Here is a 26,171-nt window from a genome sequence, read left to right as displayed (position 1 = left end):
GGCATGATGTCCGCAATACTACGGCCTGAAATTCGATTTACTGCAGGGCGATGTTTCGCCATTGATGGCGGTACATCGACGTTCATTTGATTGTCACATTTCAGGGCCGGCCAGATCCATGTTGTTCGACGCCCTCGCTCCATCCTCCGCGCTTCAACTGACCGGCTTCGCCGACGTCGATGCGTTTCGACCGGTCGAGTCGATGGAGGACGCGAGAAGCATCCCGCTCGATGTCCCGAACTTCGCCGCGGCCCGCGCCGTCGTCTCCCTGCCCGCGAGCCGCATCATCGTGATGCGATCGTTCGCGCGCATCCTGGACACCGCTTACCGGATGCCGGGCGGCATGGTGCTCCTGTCCATGACCGACGATCTGCAGGTCAACTTCAAGGGCCTGGATCTCGACGCGCGTTTCTTCGTGACGCTCCGTGGCACCGAGGAATGCCATTTCGTCGAGCCCCAGACCAATCATCACGCGATGATCATCCTGTCCCCCGACCTGAAAGACCGGGGCTGGTTCGATCGCGCCGACGATTTGCGGGCCCATGTCGCCAACCGTCCCGCCCTGCTCCACATTCGGCAGCTTCTGCTCGACATCCTGCGAACCGCGTCGGTGCAGCCGCTCCTGTTCCAGACCAGCGAGGTGGCCGCCCATCTCCAGGAAGGTCTGCTGCTGGCGCTCGACGATTTGTTTCGGATCGATACGACGTCCGATCGCACCGCCTCGATGCAGGGCGAGCGGTCCATCAAGCTCGTGCAGCGAATCGACGATTTCGTTTCAGCCCATCCGACAGCGCCGATCTATACCGCCGATCTCGCCGGCGAGTTCGGCGTCTCGATCCGGACGCTCGGCGGTGCTGTCAGCAAGGTGCGGGGCATGAGCCTGCACCAGTATATTCGCCTCAAGAGACTGTGGGCGACCCGCGCCCGCCTGCTCAGGGGTGGCGGCGCCACCGTCGCCACATGCGCGCGTGCGCAAGGCTTCCATCACATGGGCGAGTTTGCCGCGGCCTACCGTGCGACCTTCCACGAGGCGCCCTCCGACACGCTGGCACGCGGGCGGCAAAGCGGTTTTCGGGCAGGCTGACGGACGCGCAAGCCGCTGCGAGGGCGCGCGCGCATCAGCGAGAATCGGAACATATCTCGAACAAGGAGGCTGGCGCGCTCGGAAGGATTCGAACCTCCGACCCTCGGAATCGAAATCCGATGCTCTATCCAGCTGAGCTACGAGCGCCCGGGCCCGGATACCGGGCCGTCAACCGAGATGTGCCCGACGCTCCTGCTGGCGAGCCAGCAGGCCGGACGGTCCCCGGATGGGTTCGATTAGCAGAGCGGCCGACCAATAAAAAGCCCTCCCCGCCGTGTTCGGGGCGGATCGAAGGCACTGTCACCAGGTCGTGTTGAAGAGCCCGAAATGCGGCTGCTGGGCGACCAGCATCATCGGCCGGCCCGGCTGCGGGGCTGGATGCGCCCTCACGACCTTGCGCCGGGGCTGAGCCTGCGGCGAAGCCGCGGGCGTCTGCGCCTGGATCGGCTGGGCCTGCGGCTTGCCGTCGCTCTTCCTGGCGGCCTCGGCCTTCGGGTCCGGCGTGAACTGGGCGAATGTCTCGCGCACCCGCGCCTTCGCCGACATCTCGGCGAGCGCCGCCGACGTGCCGTCCTGAACCGGCGGCTGCGGTGCGATCACGGCGGCAGTCTTCACCGCAGGCGGGACGATCGTGGGCTGGGTGGTATCGATCACGACACGCTCGGGCAGATGGCGGTCGGAGCGGATCCGGATCAGCGGCTGATCATTGCCTGCGGTGGCAACGGCCCGCGCAACCGGCTGCGATGGCAGACTGTAGTCCGCTGCGAATAGCAGTGCGAGCAAAGCTCCACCGACAAAGAGGAAATACCGAAAGATGGGCATGGACCGCGCTCCGCCCCCCGCATCCCCGCGTGGGCTCTTCGCCTCAACAGGCGATCTCTTAATTGGTTCCTGTCCCAGCCATCCGGTTCAAATGGCGATGCGAGGTTTTTTAGCCAAGGGTTACGGAGAGTAACTTTTCCGCTACCGGAACGCGCCGCCTTTACGCACGGCGTGCAGCAACCAGCGAACATTTCGCCTGGTCGGCGTTCACATTGACGAAGCCGACGGGGATTCGCGCAAAGGTCTTGCGGCTCTTCAAGGCGATTGAATCCGCCAGCACGCGACTGCGATCGGTGAGATGACTGCCGTCACGCCGCGCAAAGGCGCAGACGATCTCGACATCCTTTACGGCATAGTCGTTGTCGTTTCGGAGTGTGAACGTCACCAGGGCTTTGGAGCCGAGGCCGCCGCGCCGCCAGGTTTGTGATGAAATCCGCAAGCGGCCGAGCTCCGCCATCGCTGGCACCTGCGCCTCGGAAGCCGAAGAGCGTGCTGCTGCCGAATCGCCCGACGGCGCAGTCTCGACAACCGCCAGCTCCGCCCTCGCCGGCTCGGCACGGCTGCCTTTGGAGAGTGGCAACAGCATCCAGACACCGCATCCGACGAAGATGGCTGCCAGCAGCCACAGCAGGCTTCGGCCAAACGACACGCTCGCAATCATCGCCGCTGCCAGTCGCTCACCTGTTCCGGCGAAACGCCCCACCCCGATCCGGTCAAGCCTCGCGTTCATGACATCACCGATGGCGGCCGAAGCAACGTCGGACGACGGACTCGGCTGCAGCTTACTTCAATCCGGAAGACGACCTAAGGTTCCCACGCAATTGCGAATCGGCGCGGGCGGTGGCGGTCACCGGTTGGGGCCGCTAACATGCGCTGCAACATCAAGCCCCGTTGGGAGACCATGAAATGCCAATCGCCGTCACTTGGGATCACGTCCATCTGCGCAGCCCCGATCCAGAGGCGACCGCGACCTGGCTGCGGGACATCCTCGGTGGCGAGGTCGTCCGCGCGCCGGGGCGGATCGACGTGAACCTCGGCGGCGCCAGGATCTTCATCGCACCGCTCGAGGGCGACAGCGCCGTCAGCCCGCCGCCTCCGCACCCGCATCAAGGCCTCGACCATTTTGGCCTGACGGTGAAGGACATCGATGCCGTCGCGGCCGAGCTCGAGGCCAAGGGCGTCACCTTCACGCGCGAGCCGACCACGATCCGGCCCGGCGTGCGCATCTGCTTCATCCGCGGCCCCGAAGGCATCTCCATCGAGCTGCTCGAGCGCGACAAGAAATATACCTGAGGCGCGGCGCGAGCCTCGCCGGCCCTGCCGGCGAGCGCGGCTACGTCATGCTACCGGGCATAAAGCAGCGTACGGTGACACCCATGTAGCCGTAGATCGGCCACACCATGGTGCGCCCCACCCGGTTCGGCTCGGAGATCACGGCCTCGTCGGGGACCTCGACCCAGACGATCTCCTGGGGCTGGCCTTCGATCCCGGTGCCATAGCGCGGCAGGCGGACACGGTAGTGCCCGTCCTTGCTATCCCAATCGGTATCCGAGAGCGCCGAACCGTCGGCATCGGAGCAGCACGGTCCCTTGCCGCTGCGCAAGCCCTCGAACCAGGCTTTCAGGTCCGCATTGGTGCTGCCGAACTGGCCACGATCGCGCGCATGGCCGAAGGACGCTGCGAGCGCGACCAGAACCAGCGCGCCTGCCAGTCTTGTCACAATTCGCCGGCGTGTTCGTTCGTCATTGCGATTGGTGGGATGCGCCGAGTGCAGACACGGCTCATCGCCGCCGGAATCGATCCAGTCGCTCATCATCCAGCCCCCTGCGGCCAGTGTAGCAAGTGTTATGCATGTTGCGGGCCGATCCCGATTCGCCGCCGACCGGCCTCGCCACCACATCAGGCCGCCATAAGGGCTCACGCACAAGTCGGGACAACTACGGCTCGCGGCGGCAGTATCCGCGACCGGCCGGCAAACTGCCGCGTTGCGCGACTGGATCGGCTTTGGCATAAAAGCCGGACCGGTTACGCCATTGGGCGATGGCGGCCGGCCTACGGGACGTTATGAAGAACGGCCTCTATTCAATTCACGTGACCCTGCTCGATGGTCGAGCCGGCAAGGGCAGCGGCGTGATCCTTTTTCGCGACGGCAAGATTCTTGGCGGCGATGCCTACCTCTATTACACCGGCAGCTACGTGGTGAAGGACAGCACGACCTTCAAAGGCGAAGTGCTGGTGCAGCGGCACACCTCACCGCGGGGCGACGACAATCCGCTGTTCGGCGGCCCTGCTCCGGTCGGCATCGGTGTCAGCGGGACCTACACGGATACGCGCGCGGAGATGACCGGCACGGCGCTGGTCGGCAAGGCCAGCCTGATCTTCGGCGCCACCCTGCACAAGCTCGCTGAGGCCGACTAAAGCCTTTTCCGTTCCGATGGCATCGGAACGGGGCTCCAGATTCTGGTTTTGACGCGTTTTCTTGACGCGAACCGGTCCCCACTTCGCTCGAAAACGCTCTCGCTATTCCGCAGCTTGCTCGAGCGGCGCCGTGCGCGGCAGGATGATCTGGATGCGCGTGCCGCCGCCCGGTTCGGAATCGAGATCGAGCCGCCCGCCGAGCCGGTTGGTGACGATGCTGTAGACGATGTGCAGGCCGAGGCCGGTGCCGCCCTGGTCGCGCCGGGTCGTGAAAAACGGATCGAAGGCACGGCGGCGGACGTCGAGCGACATGCCGCAGCCATTGTCGGAGAACAGAATCTCGACATTGTCCTTGCCGGACTCGCGCACCTGGATGTCGATCGTCCCCGGCCGGCCGTCCGGGAAGGCGTGCGCCACCGAATTGAGAAACAGATTGGTCAGCACCTGGCCGTACGGGCCGGGATAGGAGTTCATGGTCAGATCCGGCTGGCACTCGACGTTGAGCGTCAGATTGTGCTTGCGCAAGCCCGGCCGCAGACTCATCACCACCTGCTCGGTGAGATCGCCGAGATCGAAGGTGCGCTGGTCAGAGTAGTTGCGGTCGGCAGCGACCTGCTTGAACGACTGGATCAGCTCGGCGGCGCGGTTGAGGTTGGAGACGAGCTGTGAGGATGCGTCGCGGCTGGTGTTGAGGAAATCGTTGAGCGTGGAGCGACGGAGCTCGCCGCGCTCGACCTCGGAAGTGAACAACGCGGTCTTGCGCTCAAGCGCGGAGGCGACCGTGAGGCTGATGCCGACGGGATTGTTGACCTCGTGCGCGACGCCGGCGACCAGCCGCCCGAGCGCGGCCAGCTTCTCGGCTTCGATCAACGAGGCCTGGGTCTCGCGCAGGTTGCGCAGCGCGGTCTCGGCCGATTCCTTGGCTTTGCGCATCTCCTGCTCGCCGCGCTTGCGCTCGCCGATGTCGAGCGCGACGGTGACGATCCGCTCGATCTCGCCCTCGGCATCGAGCAGCGGCAGCTTGTTGACCAGCCATTGCCGCATGTTGCCGGAAGCGTCCTTGTACTCCTCCTCGTAAAAGCCGAGCCCCTTGCGCAGATTGAGCACCCGCTTGTCGTTCTCGTCGGTCTTGGCCGCGCCATAGCGCGACATCAGGTCCGCGGTGGTGCGGCCGAGCGCGTCACTCGGCTCGATGCCGAAGATGCCGGCCATGTAGCGGTTCATCAGCACGTAGCGCAGGTCGCGGTCCTTGACGTTGATCACCGCGGGCACGGTGTCGATGACCTGCTGGAGCAGACGACGGCCTTCGGCGATGGCGTCTTCCGCCCGCTTCTGGTCGGTGATGTCGCGCAGCGTGCCTTCGTAACGAACGATGTTGCCGGCTTCGTCCCGCACGCCGGTGGCGCTGTCGGACAGCCAGAGAATGTCGCCGCTGCGCTGGCGCACCTGGTACTCGAACTCGCGCACCATGCCGTCACGCGCCATCAGCCGCTGGTATTCGGCGCGTGCCTCGGGATGGACGTAGATGGTGTGGGCGATGTCGTTGATGCTGTCGATCAGCTGCTGCGGGCTGTCATAGCCCATCATCCGCGCCAGCGCCGGATTGGCGTTGAGGAGATCGCCGGCCGGCGTCGTCACATAGATTCCGTCGATCGAGCCTTCGAACAGCTTGCGGTAGCTCTCCTCCGCCAGGCGCTGCTCGGTGAGCGCGCGCACCGCCGCCTCGCGCGCCGTGTCGGCCTCCTCCAGCGCGCGGCGGAACACTTCGGCGGCCCGCGCGATGTCGCCGATCTCGTTGTCGAGGTCGGCCGACGGGATCGAGGTGTCCTTCCGGCCCGCCGCGAGCGCGCGGATGGAGCGTGCGATCTGGGCGAGCGGGCGGACCGTCCTGCGCACCACGAACAACGCCGCGCCGATGCCGATCAGGACGCCGATGCTGCCGAGCACGATGCTCTGCCATCGCGCCTCCGTCAGCGTTCGGGCAAAGTCACGCGACAGCACGTGGCCGCGCCGGTCGCTGACCTCGCGCAGCAATTCGGTGACGCGGCCGATCAGCCGGCCCTCGGTCCCCAGCACCTCGCGGTCGATGTCGGCGATCTGCCGCTCGCGGACGGCCACGGCCATGATGGCCTCGGCATAATCGTTCACCGCCGACCTCAGGGAGGCATCGCCGATGTTCAGTGCCCGCATGCTCTGGGCGGCCTGCTCGGCCGCGGACGGATTGCGCGCGAGCAGCCCCAGTGCGATGCGGCTCTGGGCCTCCGACAGGCGCGAGGCCAGTTCGCGGTCGGCGGCGCCGGCGACGGCCCTATCGAACCGGTCGCGCAGCGGCGGCAGGCCGGCGAGCAGCTGGGCGCGGCGGTCGATCAGGGTGGAGATCCGTTCCAGGCCCGTGCGGTAGGTCGCAAGCCGCTCGGTGACCCCGTCGATCATGTCCTGCTGCTCGGGCGCGAGCTCGATGCGGGTCTTCTTCAGGATGTCGCTGAGCGTCGAGGCCGCCTCGCCCACCTGCTTGAACTGGATGCCGGCGCCGGGATCGGTGACGAAGTCGCGCGCGGCAAGCCGCAACTCGTTCATGCGGCGGTCGATGTCCTCGGCGAGGTCGCCGACGCTCTGGAGCCGCTGCAGCTCGGCGAAGGTCGTGTCGATGTGCCGGATCGCGATCACGCTCGCGGTCGAGGTGACGATGATCACGGCCAGCACCAACAGGAAGCTGCCGAAGGTGAGCTGGCCGATGGAGAGCGAGAAGGTTCGCTTTTTCTCAGGGATCGGCGTCAATTCGGCGGACATTGGTGATGAGAGGACCGGGCTACTGGGGGTCCAATATACGACGTATTGCCGCCCGGGGGGAACATGCCTCCGGGCGCGGAATATCCTTAATATGGCGGTCTTGGAGCCCCTTCGGCGGCTATGACGGTTTGACGCGCGGCTGCGGCCGGGCCGGGATCGTCATGGCAGCGACGCCGAGGACGACGCAGGCCAGCCCGATCCAGGCAGTCCGGCTCAGGGTCTCGCCGAGGAAGGCGACGCTGATGGCGACTCCGATCGGGACGCGCAAATAGGCCTGCGCCGTGGTGCCGACCGAGCCCAGGGTCTGGATCAGGCGGAAATAGATCGCGAACGCCGCGGCGGTCGAGAACACGGCGAGCGCGAGCAGCGCCAGCACGGAGCTGAGCGAGGGCGACAGCGTCCAGGGCTGCTCGACCGCGAGCGAGGCCGGGATCAGGACCGCGGCCCCGGCCAGCAGCGAGCCGGCGGCCGGCGCCATGGGATCGAGACCCCTGAAGCTGCGGCCGAAGATCGCAGCGCAGGCATAGCAGATGGTGGCGGCGACGATGGCCGCTTCCGCAAGCAGGCCGCTGCCGATGTCGTGGAGGGCATCGGTGCCGACGATCAGCAGGATGCCGGCCATGCCGGCGACCACGCCGAACAGCTTTCGCGGGATCGTCGCCTCGTGGCGGGTGACGATTGCGGTGAGCAGGAAGGTGAAGATCGGCCCGGCCGAGTTGAGGATAGTGGCGAGCGCGGCGTCGACATGGCGCTCGCCCCAGGCAATCAGCGTCCAGGGGATAACGCTGTTGAGCACGGCCTGGAACGCGAAGCGCTGCCAGGTCGCCGCATCGCTGGGCATCCTGATGCCCCGGGCCCACATCACGACGAGCAGCAGCAGCCCGGCGATTGTCGTGCGGGCCGCGATCAGGGTGATCGGCGGAATGGTGGCGACACCGAGCTTGATGAAGGTGTAGGAGCCGCCCCAGAGCGTCGCGAGCGCGACCAGCAGCGCCAGCTCGCCCGCGATGTTGGTGTCCTGCCTGGTGTCCATGGCCCGCTCCGTCCTTCGCGATGAACGGAACCTAGCGCGGCTGCGGCCGTCAACACTTCGCCAAGCGTCGAAGTGTCCTAGCCGACCGCCCCGACCTCGAACACCTCGCCGTCATAGCCGGCCTCGCGGGGGATGCGGAGCTGGCGGCCGGTCTCGGTCTTGGTCATGACCGGCATCACCGTGACGATCGACAGGCCCCTGGCATGCTCCAGCGCGTCTTTCACGCTGGCTTGCTTGGCGAGGCGGATCAGATTGCGCGTGGTCGGGAACGGCAGCTTGAAACGGCCGCTCTCGCCGCCCTCCACCGCCTCGCGCGCCGAGAGCCAGATCGAGTCGGTGGACTCGCGGCCGTCATGGGCGCCGAGCTGGTCGGGCGGCGCGGCCGCGAGGAAGAACCAGGTGTCGAAGCGCTTGGGCATGCCCTCCGGCGTGATCCAGTGCGCATACGGCACCAGCGTGTCGAGCGCGAGCTGGAGGCCGTTGTCCTCGAGGATTTTCAGGAAGCTGATCTTGTGCTCGTTGAGCGCAACGCGATGCGCGTCCGCGATCTCGCCGGCACGCCTGGCATCGACAGGCGTGCCCGTCCCCTTTGCGCGCGCCAGCAGGATGCCGCTCTCCTCGAAGGTCTCGCGGATCGCGGCGATGCGAAAGCCGCGATCCGATTCACTGAGGCCCTCGCCGCCCGAATACAGATCGGCGCGAGCGACGATCTCCTTGTCGCCGGCATCGACGCTGCCGCCGGGAAACACCAGCGCGCCCGAGTTGAACTCGATCTGATGATGGCGGACCATCATGAAGATCTCGACCTCGCCGCGGCTCTTGCCCTCGGCCTTGGCTCCGTCACGGAGCAGGAGGATGGTCGACGCCGGGCGTGATGCTGATGTCTCGGCCATGCGACTAGCCTGCGGCGCTGGATTGCGGGCCGAGATTGGCGCGCTTGTCGAAGCGGGCGACGCGCGACAGCAGGTACTCGACCTCCGCCTTCGCGGTCGCCGTGATCGTCGCACCCGGCTTGCGCTGCGCGCTGGATGCGATGATACCGCGCTTCTGCAGCACGTATTTGCGAATGGTCAGGCCGACGCCGGGCTGCTGCTCGTAGCGAATCAGCGGCAGATGCGCGTCGAACAGGTCGTGCGCGGCGTCGCGCTTGCCGGCCTTGGAGAGGTTGACGACGTCGATCAGGAGCTCCGGGAAGGCGTAGCCGGTCATGGCACCGTCCGCGCCGCGCTCCATCTCGAAGTCGAGGAACGTGCCGCCATTGCCGCAGAGGATCGAGAGCGGCCGAAGCGAGCCGTCCTTCTGGAAGCCGCGCAGCGTTGTGATCTTCTCCAGGCCCGGCCAGTCCTCGTGCTTGAGCATCACGCAATTCGGATTGTCCATGACGATCTTGCGGATCACGGCGGGAGTGAACACCACCGAGAGCGTCAGCGGGTAGTCCTGCAGCACCCAGGGAATGTCGGGGCCGATGGCTTCTGCCGCCTGCTTGAAATAACCGGTGATCTGGTCGTCGGTGCGAAGCGAAGGCGGCGGCGCGATCATGACGCCGGCCGCGCCCGCATCCATCGAGGCCTTCGCCAACGAGCGCATGGTCGCAAAGCCCGGCGCGGAGACGCCGACGATCACCTGCATCTTCTTGGCGCGCTTGACGAAGCGCACCGCGACCTGCTCGGCCTCGGTGGCATCGAGCTTGGGGGCTTCACCGAGGATGCCGAGCACCGTGACGCCGTCGCAGCCGACCTCCTCGTAGAAATCGGTCAGGCGGTCGATCGAACGCTCGTCGATCCGGCCGTCGTCGTGGAACGGCGTCGGCGCGATTGCGAAAGTGCCCTTGGCGTCGGCGGTGAGTTTCATCAGTCCTCGTCTCTCTCTGTTGTCATTCCGGGGCGATGCGCAGCATCGAACCCGGAATCTCGAGGTTCCGGGTTCTCGCTTCGCGAGCCCCGGAACGACAGTGAATCAGAACCTCCGCGCGCCCATCTTGATCTGCTCCTCGGAGAAGAAGATCTCCTTGGCATGCTCGACGACGTCCTGGGCCTTCCAGCCCGCGTGCGGCGGTTTCCAGCCTTCCATTTCCATCATCCGCATCTCGCGCACGCCGCGGGGCCCGGACACGCCCAGCACCTTGCCGGTCTGGTCGCCCGACAAGTCGCTGACCATGTATAGCACGGCCGGCGCGATGCCGTCCGGCCCCAGCGCCGCCCCCGGGTTCTCCTTATAGCGGGGCAGGTCTGCGGTCATGCGGGTCAGGGCGCCCGGGGCCAGCGTCCAGATCCGGATGTTGTACTTGCGGCCCTCGATGGCGAGCACGTTGGACAGGCCCCAGATGCCGCCCTTGGCCGCGCCGTAATTGGTCTGGCCGAAATTGCCGATCAGGCCCGATGTCGAGGAGGTGTTGACGATGACGCCGCCGCCGTTTTCCCGCATCCAGCGAAACACCGGCATGGTGCAACAAAAGGTACCCTTCAGGTGGACCTTGATGACCTTGTCCCAGTCGGACTCGGAGGCCTTGTGAAAGGTCTGGTCGCGCAAAATGCCGGCATTGTTGACCAGGATGTCGGCGCGGCCGAAATGCTTGATGGCGTCGTCGAACACCGACTGGCCGCCCTCCATGGTGGAGATGTCGGCGCCGTTGGCGACCGCCTTGCCGCCCTCGGCCTTGATCGCGTCCACGACCTGCTGTGCCATCGACGTGTCGGCGCCGGAACCATCGCGGGGCCCGCCGAGATCGTTGACCACGACCGCGGCCCCTTCCCGCGCAAACAGTTTGGCGTAGGCCTCACCGAGCCCCCCGCCCGCGCCGGTGATCAGCGCGACCTTGCCGTCGAGTAGTCCCATGGTGGCTTCTCCCTGTTTTATCATTGTCATTCCGGGGCAGCGCGCAGCGCTGAACCCGGAATCCAGAGGTTGTAGCTCGAGATTCTCAGGCGCGCGATTGCGCACCAGAGTTCGCGCTGCGCGCGCCCCGGAATGACGGAGGCAGCTAACCCAGCACCGTCTTGCCGTTCTTGATCACGGTGACGCCGCGCGACTTCACCTTGGCTTCGAACGAGATCGTGTTGCCGTCCTTCCAGAGGTCCATGGTCACGGTCTCGCCGGGATAGACGGGCGAAGAGAACCGCGCGACATGCTGGCGGAAGGCGCTGGCGTCGTAGTCGGCATAGGTCTGCAGCACGCCGCGGCAGGTGATGCCGTAGGTGCACATGCCGTGCAGGATCGGACGCGGAAAGCCGGCCTTCCTGGCAAACTCGGGATCAGAGTGCAGCGGGTTGCGGTCGCCGCAGAGGCGATAGACCAGCGCCTGGTCGGGGCGCGTGACGATGTCGATGGTCTTGTCGGGCGCGCGCGACGGGATCTTGTGCGGATCGGGCTGGGTCAGGTTCGGCCCGCCGAAGCCGCCGTCGCCGCGGGCGAAGCGCGAGGCCACAAGCGTTGCCAGCTTCTCGCCTTTCTCGTTCTTCAGCACGGTCTGGTGCGCGATGACGACGCCCTTGTCCTTGCCCTTGTCGTAGACCTCGACGACGGAGGAGTCGGCCGTGATGTTGGCGGCCACCGGCAGGGGCTGATGGAAGGTGATGTCGCGCTCGCCGTCCACCACCATGACGCGGTTGAGGTTCATCTCGCCCGGGCCCGAGCCCCACGCGGCGACGGAGGCGAAGGTCGGCACCACCTTCAGCGGCCGCGGCGTGAACGTGCCCTCGTTGACGAAGGCGAGCTCGTTCTCGTCCATGGGATCGGCGCCGAGGCCGATGCCGTAGGCATAGAGCATCACCTCGCGGTCGGTATAGGCGTATTTCTGGCCGAGGTTCTTGAGGGCTTTGAGCTCTTCGTATCTGGCGGACATTTTGTTTCCTCTGGTTCTCATCCTCATGGTGAGGAGGCGCTCTTGCGCCGTCTCGAACGATGAGGATGCCCGAAACGCTTCTTTGTTGTGGCCAACCTTCGAGACGCTTGCTTCGCAAGCTCCTCAGGATGAGGACCGTCCTACAAATTGAAGAACGGAGATTTCGTAGGATGGGCAGAGCGCAGCGAAACCCATCATGGCTGCGGCGGTGGGTTTCGCTTCGCTCTACCCACCCTACGCAACTTCGGCTCAGGCCGGCGTGAAGAACGGCAACGGTGCGCCGTCGGTCGGCTTGAACACCACCTTCACCTTCTGGCCGATCTTCAGCGACGTGAGATCGCAGTCGACGAAATTGGTCTGCACCGACGGCCCCTCCTTCAACGTGACGTAGCCGATGGCGTAAGGGCCAGTCGGCGACTTCCGCATCAGGCTCCAGGTGTAGATCGTGCCCTCGCCCGAGGCCTCCTCCCACACCGTCTTGTCGGAGTAGCAGAACGGGCAGATCGAGCGCGGAAAGTAATGCGCCTCGCCGCACGCGGTGCAGCGCTTGATCATGAACTTGCCCTCTTTGGCGGCGTCCCAGAACGCGGCGGTTTCGGGGTTCGTCACCGGTGCCGGATATTTCTTCGCTTCACTCATCACACGCGCTCCAGAATGGCCGTCGAGGCGGCGTGGCGGACACCCAGGAGGCCGCCGGTGCCATGGGCGATGGCGAGATCGCAATTCTTGACCTGCACCTTCGGATGCGCCTCGCCGCGCAGCTGCCTGACAGCCTCGATGATCTTGGTCATGCCGCCGCGGTTGACCGGATGGTTGCTGCAGAGGCCGCCGCCGTCGGTGTTGAACGGCAGCTTGCCGACGCCCGAGATCAGATTGCCGTCGGCGACGAACTTGCCGCCCTCGCCCTTCTTGCAGAAGCCGAGGTCCTCGAGCTGCATCAACACCGTGATGGTGAAGCTGTCGTAGATCGAGGCATATTTGATGTCCTTCGGCGTGATGCCGGCTTCCTCGAACGCGCGCGGGCCGGACCAGATTCCGGCCGAGTAAGTGAGATCGAGATCCTTGCCGCCGCGCGGGCCCTTCATCGCTTCGCCATGGCCGATCAGCTTCACGAGCGGCTTCTTCAGGCTCCTGGCGATTTCGGGCGTCGTCACGATCAGCGCGCCGCCGCCGTCGGAGACGACGCAGCAATCCATCCGATGCAGGGGATCGGAGATCATCGGCGAGTTCAGGACGTCCTCGACGGTGACGACGTCCTTGAGCATCGCATGCGGATTGTATTGCGCATGGTGCGAGGCCGCGACCTTGATCCAGGCGAGCTGTTCGCTGGTGGTGCCATAGTCGTGCATATGGCGCATGGCACACATGCCATAGGCATTGTGCGTGGTTGCGCCGTAGGCGGACTCGAAATCGACCTCGGCACCGGCCGCACGCGGCGGCATCACGCCGGTGCGCGGCTTGCCGGCGAGCGTGATCAGCGCGATCGAGCACTTGCCCGCGGCGATCGCCTCGGCGGCATGGCCGAGATGGATGATGTAGGAGCAGCCGCCGGTCTCGGTGGAATCGACGTGGCGCAGTTTCTTGGTGTTCAGGCCGAGGTAATCGACCATCGGCCAGGCGCCGCCGGGCGCATCGCCCGCGCAGAAATAGCCGTCGACATCGTCCTTGCTGATCCCGGCATCCTCGATCGCGCCCTTGGCGACCTCGGCGTGAAGCTGGGCGGTGGATTTGTCCGGCGCATGCCGGGTCGGGTGCTCATAGATCCCGGCAATGTAGGCCTTGCCCTTGATGGTCAAAACAGAGGTCTCCGCTCGCGTTTCTTCTTGGCTCTTTTTTCTGAACCGCACCGGGCGGATTGGCAAGCGGGGAAATATTCCGCCCTGCGAGAGGGCAGCGGGTTGGCGCAAGTGATGTGACGCTCTCGTGTCCAGGCTCTGCAGCGCACCGCCATAATGCCCGTAGGATGGGTAGAGCGAAGCGAAACCCATCAACTCGCCTTCGCATGCTGAAATGTGATGGGTTTCGCAAGTGCTCTACCCATCCTACGGCCTCGAACTCGCAGACACACCATCGCATCCTCGCGGCGCGTTCGCCCGAGTTTTGCGTCCGTCTTGCTTCCCTCCGGAAACAGAGGGCGCAGGGAAGACCGGGTGCCGGCCGGGCACCCACGGTCCACTGTGCGAAGGTTGCGCTAGAAGAGGCTGCACAGCGGCATACAGGTGAAGCCGAACATCCGGCCTTCCCTGCGCAGTGGCTTTACGGCTTATGTCGCGCTCTCCCCGGGGAGCGATGCACTATTGCCCCCGTCGCCTTGCGAGTGACCCGCAAGACTTGACGCCAGCCTGCGGGCGTCAGGACCACACGATTTTGCCGTACGCAAGACCACGTCCGTCGTGCACGAGACAATACCCCGCGCGACGCAGCCCGCGTCCACCGCCGCTCACCCCGCGTTTCGTGACGATCGCGATACGCCCCTCTGAGTGGGATGAGGTGGCGGAGAGATACGACAATTCCGAATTCCGGTAAAGCGAAATGTTTTTGCGCCAATGGATTGACCGGCCTATTGGGTGTTTTGCCCGACGGGCAGCACAAGGGATGGTGGTACGGCGTGGACTAGCGACCGAGTAACCACCATCTCCCTCGAGCGGGCCGTAAGCGGGGTTCTCCTATTGAAAGAAAATCACACGTCGTGAGGATGTGATCCACCACGCGATAATCATAAGGTTTGGGCGGACGCAACGCCAAAAAACATTTCCATCCTTCGATTGCTAGGCATGCGTTCACGTCGAATTCGTAGTCACCCAGCCCCCTATTGCACGAGGGACTCGGCCGCGTCTCAACCCAGAAACCTGCGCCACGCAAGACAAGCTCTGCGAAATCAAACGTACTCCCTTCAGGGACATACCATTTGATGACACCGTCGATGTTGATGAAATGATGCTTTAGATGGCGATCGTATCGGCGTGTCTTCGCGCAGAAGGCAACATGATCAGACAAATCGTAACGGAGGAGCCTCGCCTGTTTCTCAGGATCATCTGACCGCGGAAGCATTGTCTATTCCCTCAGTCTCGTAGGGTGGGCAAAGCAAAGCGTGCCCACGTCTTTTGCGCAATCATGGAGAGTCATGGGCACGGCGCGCTGCGCCTTTGCCCACTCTACGACACCTTTCGTAAGCCCGACCAGTTGCCTTCCGTCAAGTCGGGCTGCGCAGCGCGGAACTCATCGGATGCTTCCGCGGCCCACGGAAAATGCCCGTCGCGATCCGGATACACGAGTTGAAGACATTCGAACTCGTCATTGCCGTAGAACCACCTGCTCCAGCCAAGGTAGTTCGGGTATTGCCGCAACGATACCGGCGCAAAGACCGCGGCACCGTTCTCGAAGATCGCATCCGTCGGCTCGCCGATCGGCGGACGCCGCCCTGCATCGAGCTCGCGGTAGATCGTCCAGAACGTATCCTGAGCGGTTTGTCGTCGCATCGAGAACAGGATCACCTCCGGAAAGTTGAACTTCAGCCAGAGGCCGGTCGTGTAGATAAAGCCCGGCCCTTCGTTGTCCGGCATGACGTGCGTGCCGAACCAGCCGTGGTTGCGGATGTTCTCGACGAAGTTCTGCTCGTGCTTGTCGAGCCGATCCAGCGGAGCATCCAGGGCTGTAAACATCCTTCGCAGGTCTGGCATCCTACTCACCTATCAACCGCAGCCGGACGAGCGCGATAGCGAAACGCGGTCACGCCGGCCAGGATCAGTCCGAAGGCGAGGAACGCAGCGCCTGACTTTATGCCGATGCTGTCCTGGTATTGGCGTTCGGCCGCGTCGTCCACGATGAGAGGACGTGCATCCGGCTTGCCGGGGAGATAACGGATTTTGGTTTGCCTCACCGTCTGGACGTCGTTGCGTGTGATCTGCCGCCAGAAGGCCGAACTGATATGGGTCGGTCCGTAGGTTTGCCGTTGACCGCTCCGGTCGGCCCACGCGAGGATGACGAGATAGCTCGGAGCATCGCCGGCCTTGCTCACCTCGCCATAGGCACGGGTGATGTCCGCGGTGATCTCATTGCCGTGGTCAAGGATCTCCTTCAACGTGCTCTGTTCGAAATAGGAGGTCACCAGCATGTAGCCGCCGAACGGAAGCATCACGGCGGTCAGGACCCCGAGTATGACGGGAAAGGGCCGGGATGCGGCGGCGATTGCGGCACTCCCTGGCTCGCTTCGGCGCGCCGACCATGCCTGCCATCCCATCAAGAGCACCAGAAGCACGGCGCAGGCGCCTGCTCCCGCCAGCAAAAATCTGGACGTGGAGCGGATATGGCTCAGATGATCGTCGAGATCTTCGACAACGACCGGAAGCGATGAATCGTCGTCAACGGCCTGGATCGGGATAGTCACGAGCTTGAGCTGCTGGCCAACCGTAATCCGCGCCGCATAGACGGCACTGACCGCAATGCCGGTGCGCTCGCGCTGAACGCCATCCTTTCCGGTCCACTGCAGTCCGATCGAGAGACTTTCGTCGACATAGCGCGGCCAGCCGCCGTCAAACACGAACGGAAACCGTGACGAGGTGACTTCGGCCGAGACGATCTTCCCGGTGGTGCCGTAGCCATCGCGCATGACGCGCTCGATGGCATGCTGATTCCAGAACATTCCGAGCGCCGCCAGCACGCCGACGGCCACAAACAGAATCAACACAGTGCGCAATGACATCGAACGCCGTCCCGCAATAGCGCACGGTCTCATGTCCGGCGCGCTTCACTATCGAAGGTTGTTCGTATCGCGCGAGCGCAACTTCTGTCAAACGCGCCGATGGCGGGACGGCGTTCGGGACGGGGTCGATCGCCGGCCTCGTCACCCGGATGCAGCGAAGCGCAGTCCGGGTTCACCCGCGGATGCATTTATCCCGGATTACGCTTCGCTTCATCCGGGCTACGGGACCTGATTTGCCGATAGACCAAACTCAGCGCGGGGCGCACCAGGCATCCGAGGAATGCGCCGAGCAGGCAAAGGACGGCGATCTCGGTGTCCCAGCTGAAGCCGGCATGGGCCACTGCACGAAGCATCAGGAAACAGGTCGCAACGGCGAGGCCGCCGGCGAACAAGACCCTCTCCCAAAATCATTTGGTCAGCGAGCAGATGACCCCACACACCAAACCGAACGATAGTTCGGGCCAGTGGAGGGTCAGCCACCCGCTCAGTGGGAGCGTTCCTATTCCGCCGCGATCTGCCTCGGGGCCGGCGGCGGGTTGGCGAGATCCGCGGCAAGCTGGGCGTAGCGCACCTTCGCATCCTCCACCGCCTTCTCCTTCACCGGGCCGTAGCCGCGGATGTGATCGGGCAGCGAGAGCAGCTCCACCGCGGTGTCGATCGTGAGCGGCGACAACAGGCCGAGCACGGTCGTGACGTCCTTCTCGTAGCCGGCGATCAGGTCGCGCTCGAGCTTGCGGTCGGTGCTGCGGCCGAAAATGTCGAGCGCCGTGCCGCGGAGGAATTTGAGCTTTGCCAGGACACGCAGGACCTTGAGCATGCCGGGGCCGAAGGCGCGCTTCTTCGGGCGGCCGAGCGCATCCACGCCGCGGGCGAGAATTGGCGGGGCAAAATTGAAGTTGAACTTGAAGTCGCCCTCGAACTGGTCGCGAAGCTGCTTTTCGAAGGCGCCATCGCTGAACAGGCGTGCGACCTCGTATTCATCCTTGTAGGCCAGCAGCTTGGCGTAGTTCACCGCGACCGCGCGCGGCAGCGCATCGCCATAGCCGCCCTTCACCGCGGCATCGCGAACCTGGTCGACCAGCTTGCGATAGCGTTTTGCAAGACGGCCGTTCTGATAGGCCGTGAGGTGCCTGGCGCGGTGCTCGATGACCTCGTCGAGGCTCATCGCGTCCAGCGTCTTCGGCGCAACCACCTCGTCGGTCCCCTTCAGCATGTCGGCAAGACGTGCGGGATCGGCGACCGCGAGGCGGCCGAGGCGGAAGGCTTCCTTGTTCATCTTGATCGAGACGCCGTTGACCTCGATGGCCTGCTCGATCGATTCCGCCGACAGCGGGAACAGGCCCTTCTGATAGGCATAGCCCATCATCATCATGTTGGTGGCGATGGAGTCGCCGAGCAGCTGCTCGGCCGGCTTGGTGAAATCGAAGAACACGGAGTCCTTGTGCAGCGCCGTTTCCAGGAGCCCGTTCAGCTTGCGGGTCTGGAAGTTGAAGTCGCGGTTGAGGACGAAATCGGCGGTGGGAATGACGTGGCTGTTGATGATGCCGCGGGTGCGGCTGGTGTCGCAGAGCGAGATCGTGTCCTTGGCAACCGCGACCACCTCGTCGGCCGCGAGCACGAGATCGGCCGTGCCGGTGACGATGCGCGAGCAGGTCACCTCGGCCGGATGGTCCGACAGGCGGACGTGGCTGAGCACCGCGCCGCCCTTTTGCGCCAAGCCCGACATGTCGAGGATCATCGAGGCCTTGCCCTCGATATGGGCGGCCATGCCGAGCAGCGCGCCGATGGTGAGCACGCCAGTGCCGCCGACACCGCCGACCGCGATGTTGTAGGGTTTTTCAAGTGTCGGCCGCGAGGTCGGCTCGGGCAGCGCGCCGATATCGGCAAGCTCCGCCGGCGCGCGGTGGCGCGGCTTGCCGCCGTCGACGGTGACGAAGGACGGACAGAAGCCCTTCACGCAGGAATAGTCCTTGTTGCACGAGGACTGGTTGATCGCGCGCTTGCGGCCGAACTCGGTCTCCAGCGGCTCGACCGAGATGCAGTTCGACTGCACCGAGCAGTCGCCGCAGCCTTCGCAGACGGCCGGGTTGATCATGACGCGGCGCGCCGGGTCCTCCATCAGGCCGCGCTTGCGGCGGCGGCGCTTCTCGGCGGCGCAGGTCTGCACGAACACGATCGCGGACGTGCCCTTGTGCTCCCGGCACATCTTCATGACGTTCTGCAGCTCGTCGCGGTGATACAGCTTCACGCCCGGCGCGATGGTGTCGGCGGGATATGCATCGGGCGCCTCCGAGACCAGGTAGATCTCGCGGATGCCTTCGGCGTGGAGCTGATGGGTGATCTGCTGCGGCGAGAGATCGCCATCGTGGCGCTGGCCGCCGGTCATGGCGACGGCGTCGTTGTAGAGGATCTTGTAGGTGATGTTGGTCTTGGACGCCACCGCCTGCCGGATGGCAAGAAGGCCCGAGTGGAAATAGGTGCCGTCGCCGAGATTGGCGAAGATGTGGTTCTCGTTGGTGAAGGGCGCGATGCCGACCCACGGCACGCCCTCGCCGCCCATATGCGTGAAGGTCTCGGTCGAGCGGTCCATCCACAGCGCCATGAAATGGCAGCCGATGCCGGCGAGCGCGCGGCTGCCTTCGGGGACCTTGGTCGAGGTGTTGTGGGGGCAGCCGGAGCAGAAATACGGAGTGCGGGAGACAGGGGCGACCGCCTGCATCTGGGTCGCCTGGCGGCCGTTGAACCAGTCGGCCTTGGCGCGGAGCATCGAGGCGATCTCGGGGTTGAGATCGAGCTTGAGAAGTCGCTCGGTCAGCGAGGTCGCGAGCGAGGCGACGCTGAGCTCGGCGGCGAAGGTCAGGAAGCGCTTGTCGTGCTCGTCCATCTTGCCGACGATGCGCGGGCGCACGTCGTCGCGCCAGTTGAACAGCACCTGCTTGACCTGGTTCTCGACGATCTCGCGGCGCTCCTCGACGATGAAGATTTCCTCCAGGCCGACGGCGAACTCATGCACGCCTTCCGGCTCCAGCGGCCAGGGCATGCCGATCTTGTAGAGGCGAAGGCCGATTTTCGCGGCGACCTCTTCGGTGACCCCGAGCTCGCGCAGCGCCTGGCGGACGTCCTCGTAGCTCTTGCCGGAGGCCATGATGCCGAACCGCGCGTTCGGGGAATCCATGGTGACGCGGTTGACCCGGTTGGCGCGCGCAAAGGCGATCGCGGCAAAGCCCTTGTAGTCCTGCAGGCGGCGGTCCTGCTCGAAGCGGTCGTCGGGCCAGCGCAGATTGAGGCCGCCGGGCGGCAGCTCGAAATCGGCGGGGATGATGAAGGGCTTCATCTCGTCGGTGAGGTCGATCTCGGCGGTGGTCTCCACCGTCTCGGTGATCACCTTCATGCCGACCCAGCAGCCGGAGTAGCGCGACATCGCGATGCCGAGCAGGCCCATCTCGATCATCTCGTGGATGCTCGAGGGATAGAGGTAGGGCATCAGCGCCGACATGAAGGCATGGTCGGACTGATGCGGGACGGTGGAGGATTTCGCGCCGTGGTCGTCACCGGCGAGGCAGAGCACGCCGCCGTTCTTGGCCGAGCCTGCGGCGTTGCCGTGGCGGAACACGTCGCCGCAACGGTCGACGCCGGGGCCTTTGCCGTACCAGATGCCGACCACGCCGTCGTATTTGGCGCCGGGCGAGAGGTTGAGCTGCTGCGAGCCCCAGACCGCGGTCGCCGCCAGATCCTCGTTCACGCCAGGCTGGAACTTGATGTTGTACTGCTCCAGGTGCTTTCGCGCGGCGAAGAGCTGCTGGTCGTAGCCGCCGAGCGGCGAGCCGCGATAGCCGGAGATGAAGCCTGCAGTGTTCAGTCCCGCCGCGCGGTCGCGCCGGATCTGGGCCATGGGCAAGCGGACCAGGGCCTGGATGCCCGTGGTGAAGACGTGCCCGGTTTCCTGGGTGTATTTTTGATCGAGACTGATCGGACCCTGGTTGATGCCCATGCTGTCCTCTTTCCACGCCCTGTTCAGGTCTTGCTGACTTAAGCCGTTGCCTTCCCGTTGTTTTTAGCTAGGGCGCGCCGACCAATTCCGCCACTCTATGTCGGATATTTAACGCGGCGCATCACAAATCTGGACCAAAGGAAGGCTTGGGTAAAAATCGCAACTTCGTGGCCTGAAACACGCATGCCGTTTTCAATTTGTGTCACCCTACCCCCACTGTGGCGAAATGAATGACGCGCCCGCCATGCCGGATGCGGGCGATTGGTCGCAGGAGAGGCTTCGATGCGGACGATTCTGACTGGCTTGGCTGTTGCCGGTTTGGCGTTGTGCAGTGCGATTGCAAGCGCGGCCGAGCCGTCGCCGGAGCTGATCGCCTATGGCAAGACGCTGGTCGACGCAGGCGACTGCGCGGGCTGCCACACCGCGGATCCCGCAAAGCCGTTCGCCGGCGGCAAGCGTATCGACACGCCCTTCGGCGCGATCTATGCGCCGAACCTGACCCCGGACCGCGACACCGGGATCGGCGCGTGGACGGACGCGGACTTCGTGCGCGCGGTGCGCGGCGGCATCGCGCCCGACGGCTCGAACTATTACCCGGCCTTCCCCTATCCCTACTTCACGAAGATGACGAAGGACGACACGCTGGCGATCCGCGCCTATCTCGGCACGCTCGCGCCTGTCGCGAACCGCAACAAGCCGCCGGAGCTGCGCTGGCCGTTCGGCTATCGCGGCCTGATGCGGGTCTGGAACGCCATGTATTTCAAGCCCGGCCTGTTCGAGCCGGACCAGAGCAAGAGCGCGGCCTGGAACAGAGGCGGCTATCTCGTCACCGGGCTCGGTCATTGCGGCGCCTGCCACACGCCGAAGAATTATTTCGGCGCGGACAAGACCGCGCAGGCCCTCGCAGGCAGCCAGTTCGGCGGCTGGTACGCGCCGCGGCTCGATGGCGCGGTGCGCACCGGATTGCAGTCGTGGAGCGCACAGGACATCGCCGAATATCTGCAGAGCGGCCGCAACGCCAGGAGCCACGCCGGCGGGCCGATGGCCGAGGTGATCGTCAACTCGACCTCGAAGATGAGCGATGCCGACGTGCGCGCGATCGCGGTCTACCTGAAGAGCCTGCCGCCGGCGCGGCGCGAGACCATCGTCACACCGCCTGACGAAGCCGAGATGAAGGCCGGCCAGGCCGTCTACGCGAAGTTCTGCATCGCCTGCCACGAGGCCGACGGCTCGGGCGCGCCGCGAATCTATCCGCCGCTGCCCGGCAATGCGCTGCTGCAATCGATCAATCCGTCCTCCACCTTGCGCATCATCCTCGACGGCGCCCATACCGTGACCACAGCGCGTGCGCCCAACACCGGCGAGATGCCGGGCTATGCCAGGCAGCTGTCCAACGAGGACATCGCGGCGGTGACGAACTACATCCGCAACTCCTGGGGCAATGCCGGGCTGATGGTGACGCCGGCGCAAGTGGCGAAGGCAAGGAAGCAGGAGTAGCTCGCCGCGGCCTCCTCGTCAGCAGGGATAGAACGGGGCGAAATCACCGCTGCTTGTCCTCATCCTCCGTGAAGACAAATTTCGGCATCTCCCATTTGTAGCGCACCGCCAGCAGGCGGAGGCTGATGCCGAGCGCGAAAGTCAGGAGGGTCCAGAGCTCGGCATGGAGCTTGAGGCCGAACGCGGTGGCGTAGAACAGGCCCGTCACCACCGAGACGCTGGCGTAGAGCTCGGAGCGAAACAGCAGCGGCACGTCGTTGCAGAGCACGTCGCGCAAGACGCCGCCGGCGCAGCCCGTCACCATGCCGGAGACGATGACGATCGGCAGCGAGGCATCCATCTGCCAGGCGACGTCACAGCCGGCCATGGTGAAGACGACGAGCCCGATGGCGTCGAGCACCAGGAAGGCGACCTTCAGCCGGTGCACCAGACGCGCAAACAGGATGGTGAGGAAGGCCGCTCCGCCAGCCAGCGCCAGATAGATCGGATTGGCGACCCAAACCAGCGGATAGTGCCCGAGAAAGAGATCGCGCAACGTGCCGCCGCCGAGCGCGGTGATGCAGCCGAGGAAGCACACACCCAGCCAGTCCATGCTGCGGCGTCCGGCCGCGAGTGCAGCCGTCATGCCCTGAGCGGCGATCGCAACCAGCGACAGGAAATGCAGCACGGTATCGCTCGGCGGCAGAGTCCACATTGCCCTGTTCCCTTGTGCTTGTACCCTCGTCGCAACCATGGAACCCGGGTCCATTCCCGGAAACAAGAGGTTCCCGATTCCCGGCGGCAGGGCAACATGCGACGAAAGCATGAGGAGACGCGGAACAGAATCTCGCATCCACGGGTTGTCCGGGCGTCATAACCGAGGAGACCCAATCCATGGCTGACGACCGTTTTCCCAACGATCCGTACCGCGCCAACCTCGCCGACGATGAGTATCTTCGCGCGGCGCGCCGGGATGCAGACCTTCAGGTCGATCCCGAGCTTGGCGAAGGCCCCGCCTCCAGCGGCAAGGTTGCGTTATTCGCCGTTGCGATTGCACTGGTGCTGGGTGCCGTGTTCTACGGCCTGAACAATACGACCAACGGCAACCAGGCCAGCAACCCGCCGGCGACGCAGACCGCACAGCAGGCGCCTGCCACCAATCCGGCCGCGCCTCCCGGCATGCGCGACGTGACGCCGCGCGCCAACACCGAGCCGGGCGTGACCACGGGTGCAGCGCCGAGCAAGCCGGCAGCGCCGACGGATATGCCGGCAGCCAAGCCGGATCCGGCTCCGCCGACTGAGGGCGCCAAGTAACGATGCGCAAGTAACGACGCAACTGTCGTCGCAGAACACACAACTGTCATCGCCCGGCTTGACCGGGCGATCCAGTACTCCGAGGCAGCGGCTATCGAACAGAGACGCCGCGGCGTATTGGATGCCCCGCCTTCGCGGGGCATGACACCGAGGGATGAGAGAGCGGCGGGACTCAGGTCTCGCCGCTCTTCTTTTTGTTTTTATTATTTCGTCTTCTAGTTTGTCAGTCGCCTAGCTGAACATCTTGTTGAGCTCGCCGCCGGGATAGCCGCTGGCCATCTCGGTAAAGGTCCCCTTCTCCGCCATCTCCTTTGCCGCGCGCATGAAGCCGCCCCAGGCGGCGCGGGCGAGCGAGCCGCCGACGCTGATGCGGCGCACGCCGAGGTCCTCGGCTTCGCTCCGTGACAAACCGGACCCGCCGATCAGAAGGTTGAACGGCTTTGGTGCGACAGCCTTCACCACGGCGCCGATGTCCTCGCGGGTCTTCAGGCCCGGCGCATAAAGGCAGTCGGCGCCGGCATCCGCATAGGCGGTGAGCCGGTCGATGACCAGCTTGAGATCGGTCACGCCCCACAAATAGGCTTCGCAGCGCCCGACCAGCAACGTGCCGCTGTCACCGATCGCCTTGCGCGAGGCCTTGATCCGCTCGACCGCGAGCGCGCGGTCGTAGATCGGATTGTGTTTGTCGCCGGTGGAATCCTCGATCGACAGGCCGGCAACGCCGGTGCGCACGCAGCGCTCGACATTGTCCGCGACCCTGTCCGGCTCGACTGCAAAGCCGCCCTCGAAATCGGCGTTGACGGGAATGTCGACCGCCGAGCTCAATGCTGCCAGATGCTGACAGACGTCCTCGACGGTGACGTGATTATCGGCCTTGCCGATGGTCCAGGCAAAGCCCGCGCTCGATGAGGCGACCGCCTTGAAACCGAGATGCTGCAAGGCTTTCGCGCTGCCGACATCGACCGGATTGGGCAGGATGAAACATCCGCTCTCGTGCATCTTCTTGAAGGTCGCGCGCTTGTCGGCGGTTGTCACATGCATGTTGCTCTCCCTTGTTGGCCGCGCAGAGATAGGCATGCATGAAACCGAACGCTAGTGCGCATCATGCACCGCCCGGCTGTCCTTCGGCGCCTCGTCGCGATCGTTCATGCTGTAGTCCCTGACCACGCTGGCGATGCGCAGATGATAATCGGCGAAGATCTTCGCCCTGCCCTTGGCCTGGGTGCGGCGGTGCTCCATCGTGTTGCGCCAGGCCTGCACCGCGGCCTCGTCTCGCCAGAACGACACCGACAGGATCTTGCCCTTCTCGGTCAGGCTCTCGAAGCGCTCGACCGAGATGAAGCCGTCGATGGTTTGCAGCAGCGGCTTCAGATCGGCAGCGAGGTCGAAATAATCCTGACGGTGTTCCGGCTTGGGCCAGACCTCGAAGATCACGGCGATCATGGGCATCTCCTGCTGCTATCCCGCCTACAATACCACCTTGCGCAGGAAGGTGCGCTCTTCGGCGAGAATGAATTTGTGTTCCTCGGCGAAATGGAAGTTGGCCATGCCTTCCGCATCCTGCCGCAACCGGGCGCGGTAGGCTTCATAGGCGGCGAGGCTCTCGAAGGTGATCAGCGCGAACGCGATGTTGTTGGTGCCCTCGTGCGGCATGAAATAGCCGATCAGGTCGCCGCCGCATTTCGGGATGATGGTGAGCCAGCGCTTCGAATATGCCTCGAACTGCGCGCGCTTGAACGGATCGAGCTGGTAGCGGATGAAGACGGTGACGGACATGAGCGGCTCCTGTGTTTCCGTCATTGCGAGCGCAGGTCTCGTAGGGTGGGCAAAGAGAAGCGTGCCCACGTCCTTTGTCCGCAACGACGATTGGTGGGCACGTCGCTGCGCTCCTTTGCCCGCCCTACGGACGCGCGCCTCGCAATGACGTGTTTGCAGCAGCACGCTAGTCCCTTGCCCGACCACAATGCTTCGGCTACCATCGAAGCATGAAATCAGGACCCGACATCGCCCTGGTCGCCTCCCTGGTCGGCGACCCCGCCCGCGCCAACATGCTCACGGCGCTGATGAACGGCCGCGCGCTGACCGCGAGCGAGCTGGCGCAGGAGGCCGGCATCACGCCGCAGACGGCGAGCTCGCATCTGGCCAAGCTCGAGGCCGGCGGGCTGGTGGAGCCGGAAAAGCAGGGCCGCCACCGCTACTATCGCCTCACCGACGACGACGTCGCCGGCGTGCTCGAGGGCCTCGCAGGCCTCGCCGCGCGCACCGGCCACATGCGGGTGCGCACCGGGCCGAAGGATCCGGCGCTGCGGCGTGCGCGGATCTGTTACGATCATCTCGCCGGCGATCTCGGCGTGCAGATGCTGGATTCCTTGCGCGAGCGGAATCTAATTCGGCAGAAGAAGCAGGACATCGAGCTGACGGCCGAGGGCGAGCGCTTTCTCGCAAAACACCTGCAGATCTCATCCGACATGCTCACCCACCCGCGCCGTCCGGTGTGCAAGGCCTGCCTGGATTGGAGCGAGCGGCGGCATCACCTTGCCGGCACGCTCGGGGCTGCAATGATGCAGCGCTTCGCCGAGCTGAAATGGGCGGCGCGTGACACCACGCCCGGCAGCCGCGTGGTGAACTTCACCCGCACTGGCGAGAAGCAGTTTGCCGCACTGTTCGGCAACCGGAAGGACTGACCCGCGCGCCCGTGGC

The 26,171-nt window shown here is 64.9% G+C and carries 25 protein-coding genes and 1 tRNA gene; 6 read left to right on the top strand and 20 right to left on the bottom strand.

The features are described from left to right. Positions 1-118: 118 nt before the first annotated feature. The gene (locus CO669_RS05870) at positions 119-1,084 is read left to right on the top strand and encodes an AraC family transcriptional regulator (RefSeq protein ID WP_198963857.1); all 966 of its coding nucleotides are present in this window, start codon (positions 119-121) and stop codon (positions 1,082-1,084) included. 70 nt (positions 1,085-1,154) lie between these two features. On the opposite strand, the gene CO669_RS05865 is transcribed toward CO669_RS05870, so the two are convergent. The 3 genes from CO669_RS05865 to CO669_RS05855 all read right to left on the bottom strand — a co-directional run bounded on the left by CO669_RS05865 (position 1,155) and on the right by CO669_RS05855 (position 2,636). After that, positions 1,155-1,231, bottom strand: a tRNA-Arg gene (locus CO669_RS05865). A gap of 153 nt (positions 1,232-1,384) precedes the next feature. Then, the gene (locus CO669_RS05860) at positions 1,385-1,906 is read right to left on the bottom strand and encodes a hypothetical protein (RefSeq protein WP_097658789.1); all 522 of its coding nucleotides are present in this window, start codon (positions 1,904-1,906) and stop codon (positions 1,385-1,387) included. Between the two features lie 160 nt (positions 1,907-2,066). Next, a complete protein-coding gene (locus tag CO669_RS05855) occupies positions 2,067-2,636 on the bottom strand; it encodes a hypothetical protein (RefSeq protein WP_097658788.1) in 570 nt (189 codons plus the stop codon). A 176-nt stretch (positions 2,637-2,812) separates the two neighbouring features. Between CO669_RS05855 and CO669_RS05850 the strand changes: the two genes are divergently transcribed. After that, complete coding sequence (locus CO669_RS05850; protein WP_097658787.1) at positions 2,813-3,199, top strand: VOC family protein; 387 nt, start codon at positions 2,813-2,815, stop codon at positions 3,197-3,199. 40 nt (positions 3,200-3,239) lie between these two features. Here the strand turns inward: CO669_RS05850 and CO669_RS05845 are convergent, their stop codons facing one another. Further along, the gene (locus CO669_RS05845; RefSeq protein ID WP_097658978.1) at positions 3,240-3,719 is read right to left on the bottom strand and encodes a hypothetical protein; all 480 of its coding nucleotides are present in this window, start codon (positions 3,717-3,719) and stop codon (positions 3,240-3,242) included. Between the two features lie 251 nt (positions 3,720-3,970). Between CO669_RS05845 and CO669_RS05840 the strand changes: the two genes are divergently transcribed. Beyond that, entirely contained in the window at positions 3,971-4,324 is a 354-nt protein-coding gene (locus tag CO669_RS05840; protein ID WP_245444183.1) for a GrlR family regulatory protein, read from the top strand. 102 nt (positions 4,325-4,426) lie between these two features. Here the strand turns inward: CO669_RS05840 and CO669_RS05830 are convergent, their stop codons facing one another. The 12 genes from CO669_RS05830 to CO669_RS05775 all read right to left on the bottom strand — a co-directional run bounded on the left by CO669_RS05830 (position 4,427) and on the right by CO669_RS05775 (position 20,681). Next, entirely contained in the window at positions 4,427-7,114 is a 2,688-nt protein-coding gene (locus CO669_RS05830; RefSeq protein ID WP_097658785.1) for a PAS domain S-box protein, read from the bottom strand. A 118-nt stretch (positions 7,115-7,232) separates the two neighbouring features. Further along, entirely contained in the window at positions 7,233-8,147 is a 915-nt protein-coding gene (locus tag CO669_RS05825) for a DMT family transporter (protein ID WP_097658784.1), read from the bottom strand. Positions 8,148-8,224: 77 nt separating this feature from the next. Continuing rightward, positions 8,225-9,040: an NUDIX hydrolase gene (locus CO669_RS05820; RefSeq protein ID WP_097658783.1), complete on the bottom strand. Its 816-nt coding sequence runs from the start codon at positions 9,038-9,040 to the stop codon at positions 8,225-8,227. Between the two features lie 4 nt (positions 9,041-9,044). Then, complete coding sequence (locus CO669_RS05815; protein ID WP_097658782.1) at positions 9,045-9,998, bottom strand: dihydrodipicolinate synthase family protein; 954 nt, start codon at positions 9,996-9,998, stop codon at positions 9,045-9,047. A gap of 105 nt (positions 9,999-10,103) precedes the next feature. After that, the gene (locus CO669_RS05810; RefSeq protein WP_198963856.1) at positions 10,104-10,982 is read right to left on the bottom strand and encodes an SDR family oxidoreductase; all 879 of its coding nucleotides are present in this window, start codon (positions 10,980-10,982) and stop codon (positions 10,104-10,106) included. Between the two features lie 145 nt (positions 10,983-11,127). Further along, complete coding sequence (locus CO669_RS05805; protein ID WP_097658780.1) at positions 11,128-11,988, bottom strand: MaoC family dehydratase; 861 nt, start codon at positions 11,986-11,988, stop codon at positions 11,128-11,130. Between the two features lie 249 nt (positions 11,989-12,237). Continuing rightward, entirely contained in the window at positions 12,238-12,627 is a 390-nt protein-coding gene (locus CO669_RS05800) for a Zn-ribbon domain-containing OB-fold protein (RefSeq protein WP_097658779.1), read from the bottom strand. After that, positions 12,627-13,784 carry a thiolase family protein gene (locus tag CO669_RS05795; protein WP_018322309.1) on the bottom strand — a complete coding sequence of 386 codons (1,158 nt, stop codon included), beginning with the start codon at positions 13,782-13,784 and terminating at the stop codon, positions 12,627-12,629. Before CO669_RS05795 ends, CO669_RS05800 begins: the two co-directional genes overlap by 1 nt. A 1,359-nt stretch (positions 13,785-15,143) precedes the next feature. Then, positions 15,144-15,668 carry a DUF4262 domain-containing protein gene (locus CO669_RS05790; protein WP_245444181.1) on the bottom strand — a complete coding sequence of 175 codons (525 nt, stop codon included), beginning with the start codon at positions 15,666-15,668 and terminating at the stop codon, positions 15,144-15,146. A 5-nt stretch (positions 15,669-15,673) separates the two neighbouring features. After that, positions 15,674-16,690, bottom strand: a complete 1,017-nt coding sequence (locus CO669_RS05785; protein WP_198963855.1) for a hypothetical protein — start codon at positions 16,688-16,690, stop codon at positions 15,674-15,676. Between the two features lie 188 nt (positions 16,691-16,878). Further along, complete coding sequence (locus tag CO669_RS05780) at positions 16,879-17,082, bottom strand: hypothetical protein (RefSeq protein WP_097658776.1); 204 nt, start codon at positions 17,080-17,082, stop codon at positions 16,879-16,881. Positions 17,083-17,189: 107 nt separating this feature from the next. Next, positions 17,190-20,681: an indolepyruvate ferredoxin oxidoreductase family protein gene (locus CO669_RS05775; RefSeq protein ID WP_097658775.1), complete on the bottom strand. Its 3,492-nt coding sequence runs from the start codon at positions 20,679-20,681 to the stop codon at positions 17,190-17,192. 282 nt (positions 20,682-20,963) lie between these two features. On the opposite strand from CO669_RS05775, the gene CO669_RS05770 reads away from it, so the two are divergent. Further along, positions 20,964-22,178: a c-type cytochrome gene (locus CO669_RS05770; RefSeq protein ID WP_097658774.1), complete on the top strand. Its 1,215-nt coding sequence runs from the start codon at positions 20,964-20,966 to the stop codon at positions 22,176-22,178. Positions 22,179-22,221: 43 nt separating this feature from the next. On the opposite strand, the gene CO669_RS05765 is transcribed toward CO669_RS05770, so the two are convergent. Beyond that, entirely contained in the window at positions 22,222-22,872 is a 651-nt protein-coding gene (locus CO669_RS05765) for a trimeric intracellular cation channel family protein (RefSeq protein WP_097658773.1), read from the bottom strand. 179 nt (positions 22,873-23,051) lie between these two features. Here CO669_RS05765 and CO669_RS05760 point away from each other — a divergent pair, with 179 nt between their 5' ends. After that, entirely contained in the window at positions 23,052-23,471 is a 420-nt protein-coding gene (locus tag CO669_RS05760) for a lipase chaperone (RefSeq protein ID WP_097658772.1), read from the top strand. 231 nt (positions 23,472-23,702) lie between these two features. On the opposite strand, the gene CO669_RS05755 is transcribed toward CO669_RS05760, so the two are convergent. From CO669_RS05755 to CO669_RS05745, 3 genes are read right to left on the bottom strand one after another with little or no spacing between them, the layout of a single operon-like run. Continuing rightward, the gene (locus tag CO669_RS05755) at positions 23,703-24,512 is read right to left on the bottom strand and encodes an isocitrate lyase/PEP mutase family protein (RefSeq protein WP_097658771.1); all 810 of its coding nucleotides are present in this window, start codon (positions 24,510-24,512) and stop codon (positions 23,703-23,705) included. A gap of 51 nt (positions 24,513-24,563) precedes the next feature. Then, positions 24,564-24,914 carry an antibiotic biosynthesis monooxygenase family protein gene (locus CO669_RS05750; RefSeq protein WP_097658770.1) on the bottom strand — a complete coding sequence of 117 codons (351 nt, stop codon included), beginning with the start codon at positions 24,912-24,914 and terminating at the stop codon, positions 24,564-24,566. Between the two features lie 24 nt (positions 24,915-24,938). After that, entirely contained in the window at positions 24,939-25,247 is a 309-nt protein-coding gene (locus tag CO669_RS05745) for an NIPSNAP family protein (protein ID WP_097658977.1), read from the bottom strand. A gap of 209 nt (positions 25,248-25,456) precedes the next feature. On the opposite strand from CO669_RS05745, the gene CO669_RS05740 reads away from it, so the two are divergent. Next, positions 25,457-26,155, top strand: a complete 699-nt coding sequence (locus CO669_RS05740; protein ID WP_097658769.1) for an ArsR family transcriptional regulator — start codon at positions 25,457-25,459, stop codon at positions 26,153-26,155. The last annotated feature ends 16 nt before the right edge of the window (positions 26,156-26,171 follow it).

It is taken from the genome of Bradyrhizobium sp. Y36, assembly GCF_002531575.1.
GTDB lineage: Bacteria > Pseudomonadota > Alphaproteobacteria > Rhizobiales > Xanthobacteraceae > Bradyrhizobium.
The sequence above is the reverse complement of the archived record's forward strand: the minus strand, read 5'-3'. Positions and strand labels throughout refer to the sequence as shown.

What these genes read in the sequence shown, in the direction of transcription:
- CO669_RS05870 (WP_198963857.1), top strand. Translation starts at nt 119, where the DNA reads ATGTTGTTCGACGCCCTCGCTCCATCCTCCGCGCTTCAACTGACCGGC.
- CO669_RS05860 (WP_097658789.1), bottom strand. Translation starts at nt 1,906, where the DNA reads ATGCCCATCTTTCGGTATTTCCTCTTTGTCGGTGGAGCTTTGCTCGCA.
- CO669_RS05855 (WP_097658788.1), bottom strand. Translation starts at nt 2,636, where the DNA reads ATGAACGCGAGGCTTGACCGGATCGGGGTGGGGCGTTTCGCCGGAACA.
- CO669_RS05850 (WP_097658787.1), top strand. Translation starts at nt 2,813, where the DNA reads ATGCCAATCGCCGTCACTTGGGATCACGTCCATCTGCGCAGCCCCGAT.
- CO669_RS05845 (WP_097658978.1), bottom strand. Translation starts at nt 3,719, where the DNA reads ATGAGCGACTGGATCGATTCCGGCGGCGATGAGCCGTGTCTGCACTCG.
- CO669_RS05840 (WP_245444183.1), top strand. Translation starts at nt 3,971, where the DNA reads ATGAAGAACGGCCTCTATTCAATTCACGTGACCCTGCTCGATGGTCGA.
- CO669_RS05830 (WP_097658785.1), bottom strand. Translation starts at nt 7,114, where the DNA reads ATGTCCGCCGAATTGACGCCGATCCCTGAGAAAAAGCGAACCTTCTCG.
- CO669_RS05825 (WP_097658784.1), bottom strand. Translation starts at nt 8,147, where the DNA reads ATGGACACCAGGCAGGACACCAACATCGCGGGCGAGCTGGCGCTGCTG.
- CO669_RS05820 (WP_097658783.1), bottom strand. Translation starts at nt 9,040, where the DNA reads ATGGCCGAGACATCAGCATCACGCCCGGCGTCGACCATCCTCCTGCTC.
- CO669_RS05815 (WP_097658782.1), bottom strand. Translation starts at nt 9,998, where the DNA reads ATGAAACTCACCGCCGACGCCAAGGGCACTTTCGCAATCGCGCCGACG.
- CO669_RS05810 (WP_198963856.1), bottom strand. Translation starts at nt 10,982, where the DNA reads ATGGGACTACTCGACGGCAAGGTCGCGCTGATCACCGGCGCGGGCGGG.
- CO669_RS05805 (WP_097658780.1), bottom strand. Translation starts at nt 11,988, where the DNA reads ATGTCCGCCAGATACGAAGAGCTCAAAGCCCTCAAGAACCTCGGCCAG.
- CO669_RS05800 (WP_097658779.1), bottom strand. Translation starts at nt 12,627, where the DNA reads ATGAGTGAAGCGAAGAAATATCCGGCACCGGTGACGAACCCCGAAACC.
- CO669_RS05790 (WP_245444181.1), bottom strand. Translation starts at nt 15,668, where the DNA reads ATGCCAGACCTGCGAAGGATGTTTACAGCCCTGGATGCTCCGCTGGAT.
- CO669_RS05785 (WP_198963855.1), bottom strand. Translation starts at nt 16,690, where the DNA reads ATGTCATTGCGCACTGTGTTGATTCTGTTTGTGGCCGTCGGCGTGCTG.
- CO669_RS05775 (WP_097658775.1), bottom strand. Translation starts at nt 20,681, where the DNA reads ATGGGCATCAACCAGGGTCCGATCAGTCTCGATCAAAAATACACCCAG.
- CO669_RS05770 (WP_097658774.1), top strand. Translation starts at nt 20,964, where the DNA reads ATGCGGACGATTCTGACTGGCTTGGCTGTTGCCGGTTTGGCGTTGTGC.
- CO669_RS05765 (WP_097658773.1), bottom strand. Translation starts at nt 22,872, where the DNA reads ATGTGGACTCTGCCGCCGAGCGATACCGTGCTGCATTTCCTGTCGCTG.
- CO669_RS05760 (WP_097658772.1), top strand. Translation starts at nt 23,052, where the DNA reads ATGGCTGACGACCGTTTTCCCAACGATCCGTACCGCGCCAACCTCGCC.
- CO669_RS05755 (WP_097658771.1), bottom strand. Translation starts at nt 24,512, where the DNA reads ATGCATGTGACAACCGCCGACAAGCGCGCGACCTTCAAGAAGATGCAC.
- CO669_RS05750 (WP_097658770.1), bottom strand. Translation starts at nt 24,914, where the DNA reads ATGATCGCCGTGATCTTCGAGGTCTGGCCCAAGCCGGAACACCGTCAG.
- CO669_RS05745 (WP_097658977.1), bottom strand. Translation starts at nt 25,247, where the DNA reads ATGTCCGTCACCGTCTTCATCCGCTACCAGCTCGATCCGTTCAAGCGC.
- CO669_RS05740 (WP_097658769.1), top strand. Translation starts at nt 25,457, where the DNA reads ATGAAATCAGGACCCGACATCGCCCTGGTCGCCTCCCTGGTCGGCGAC.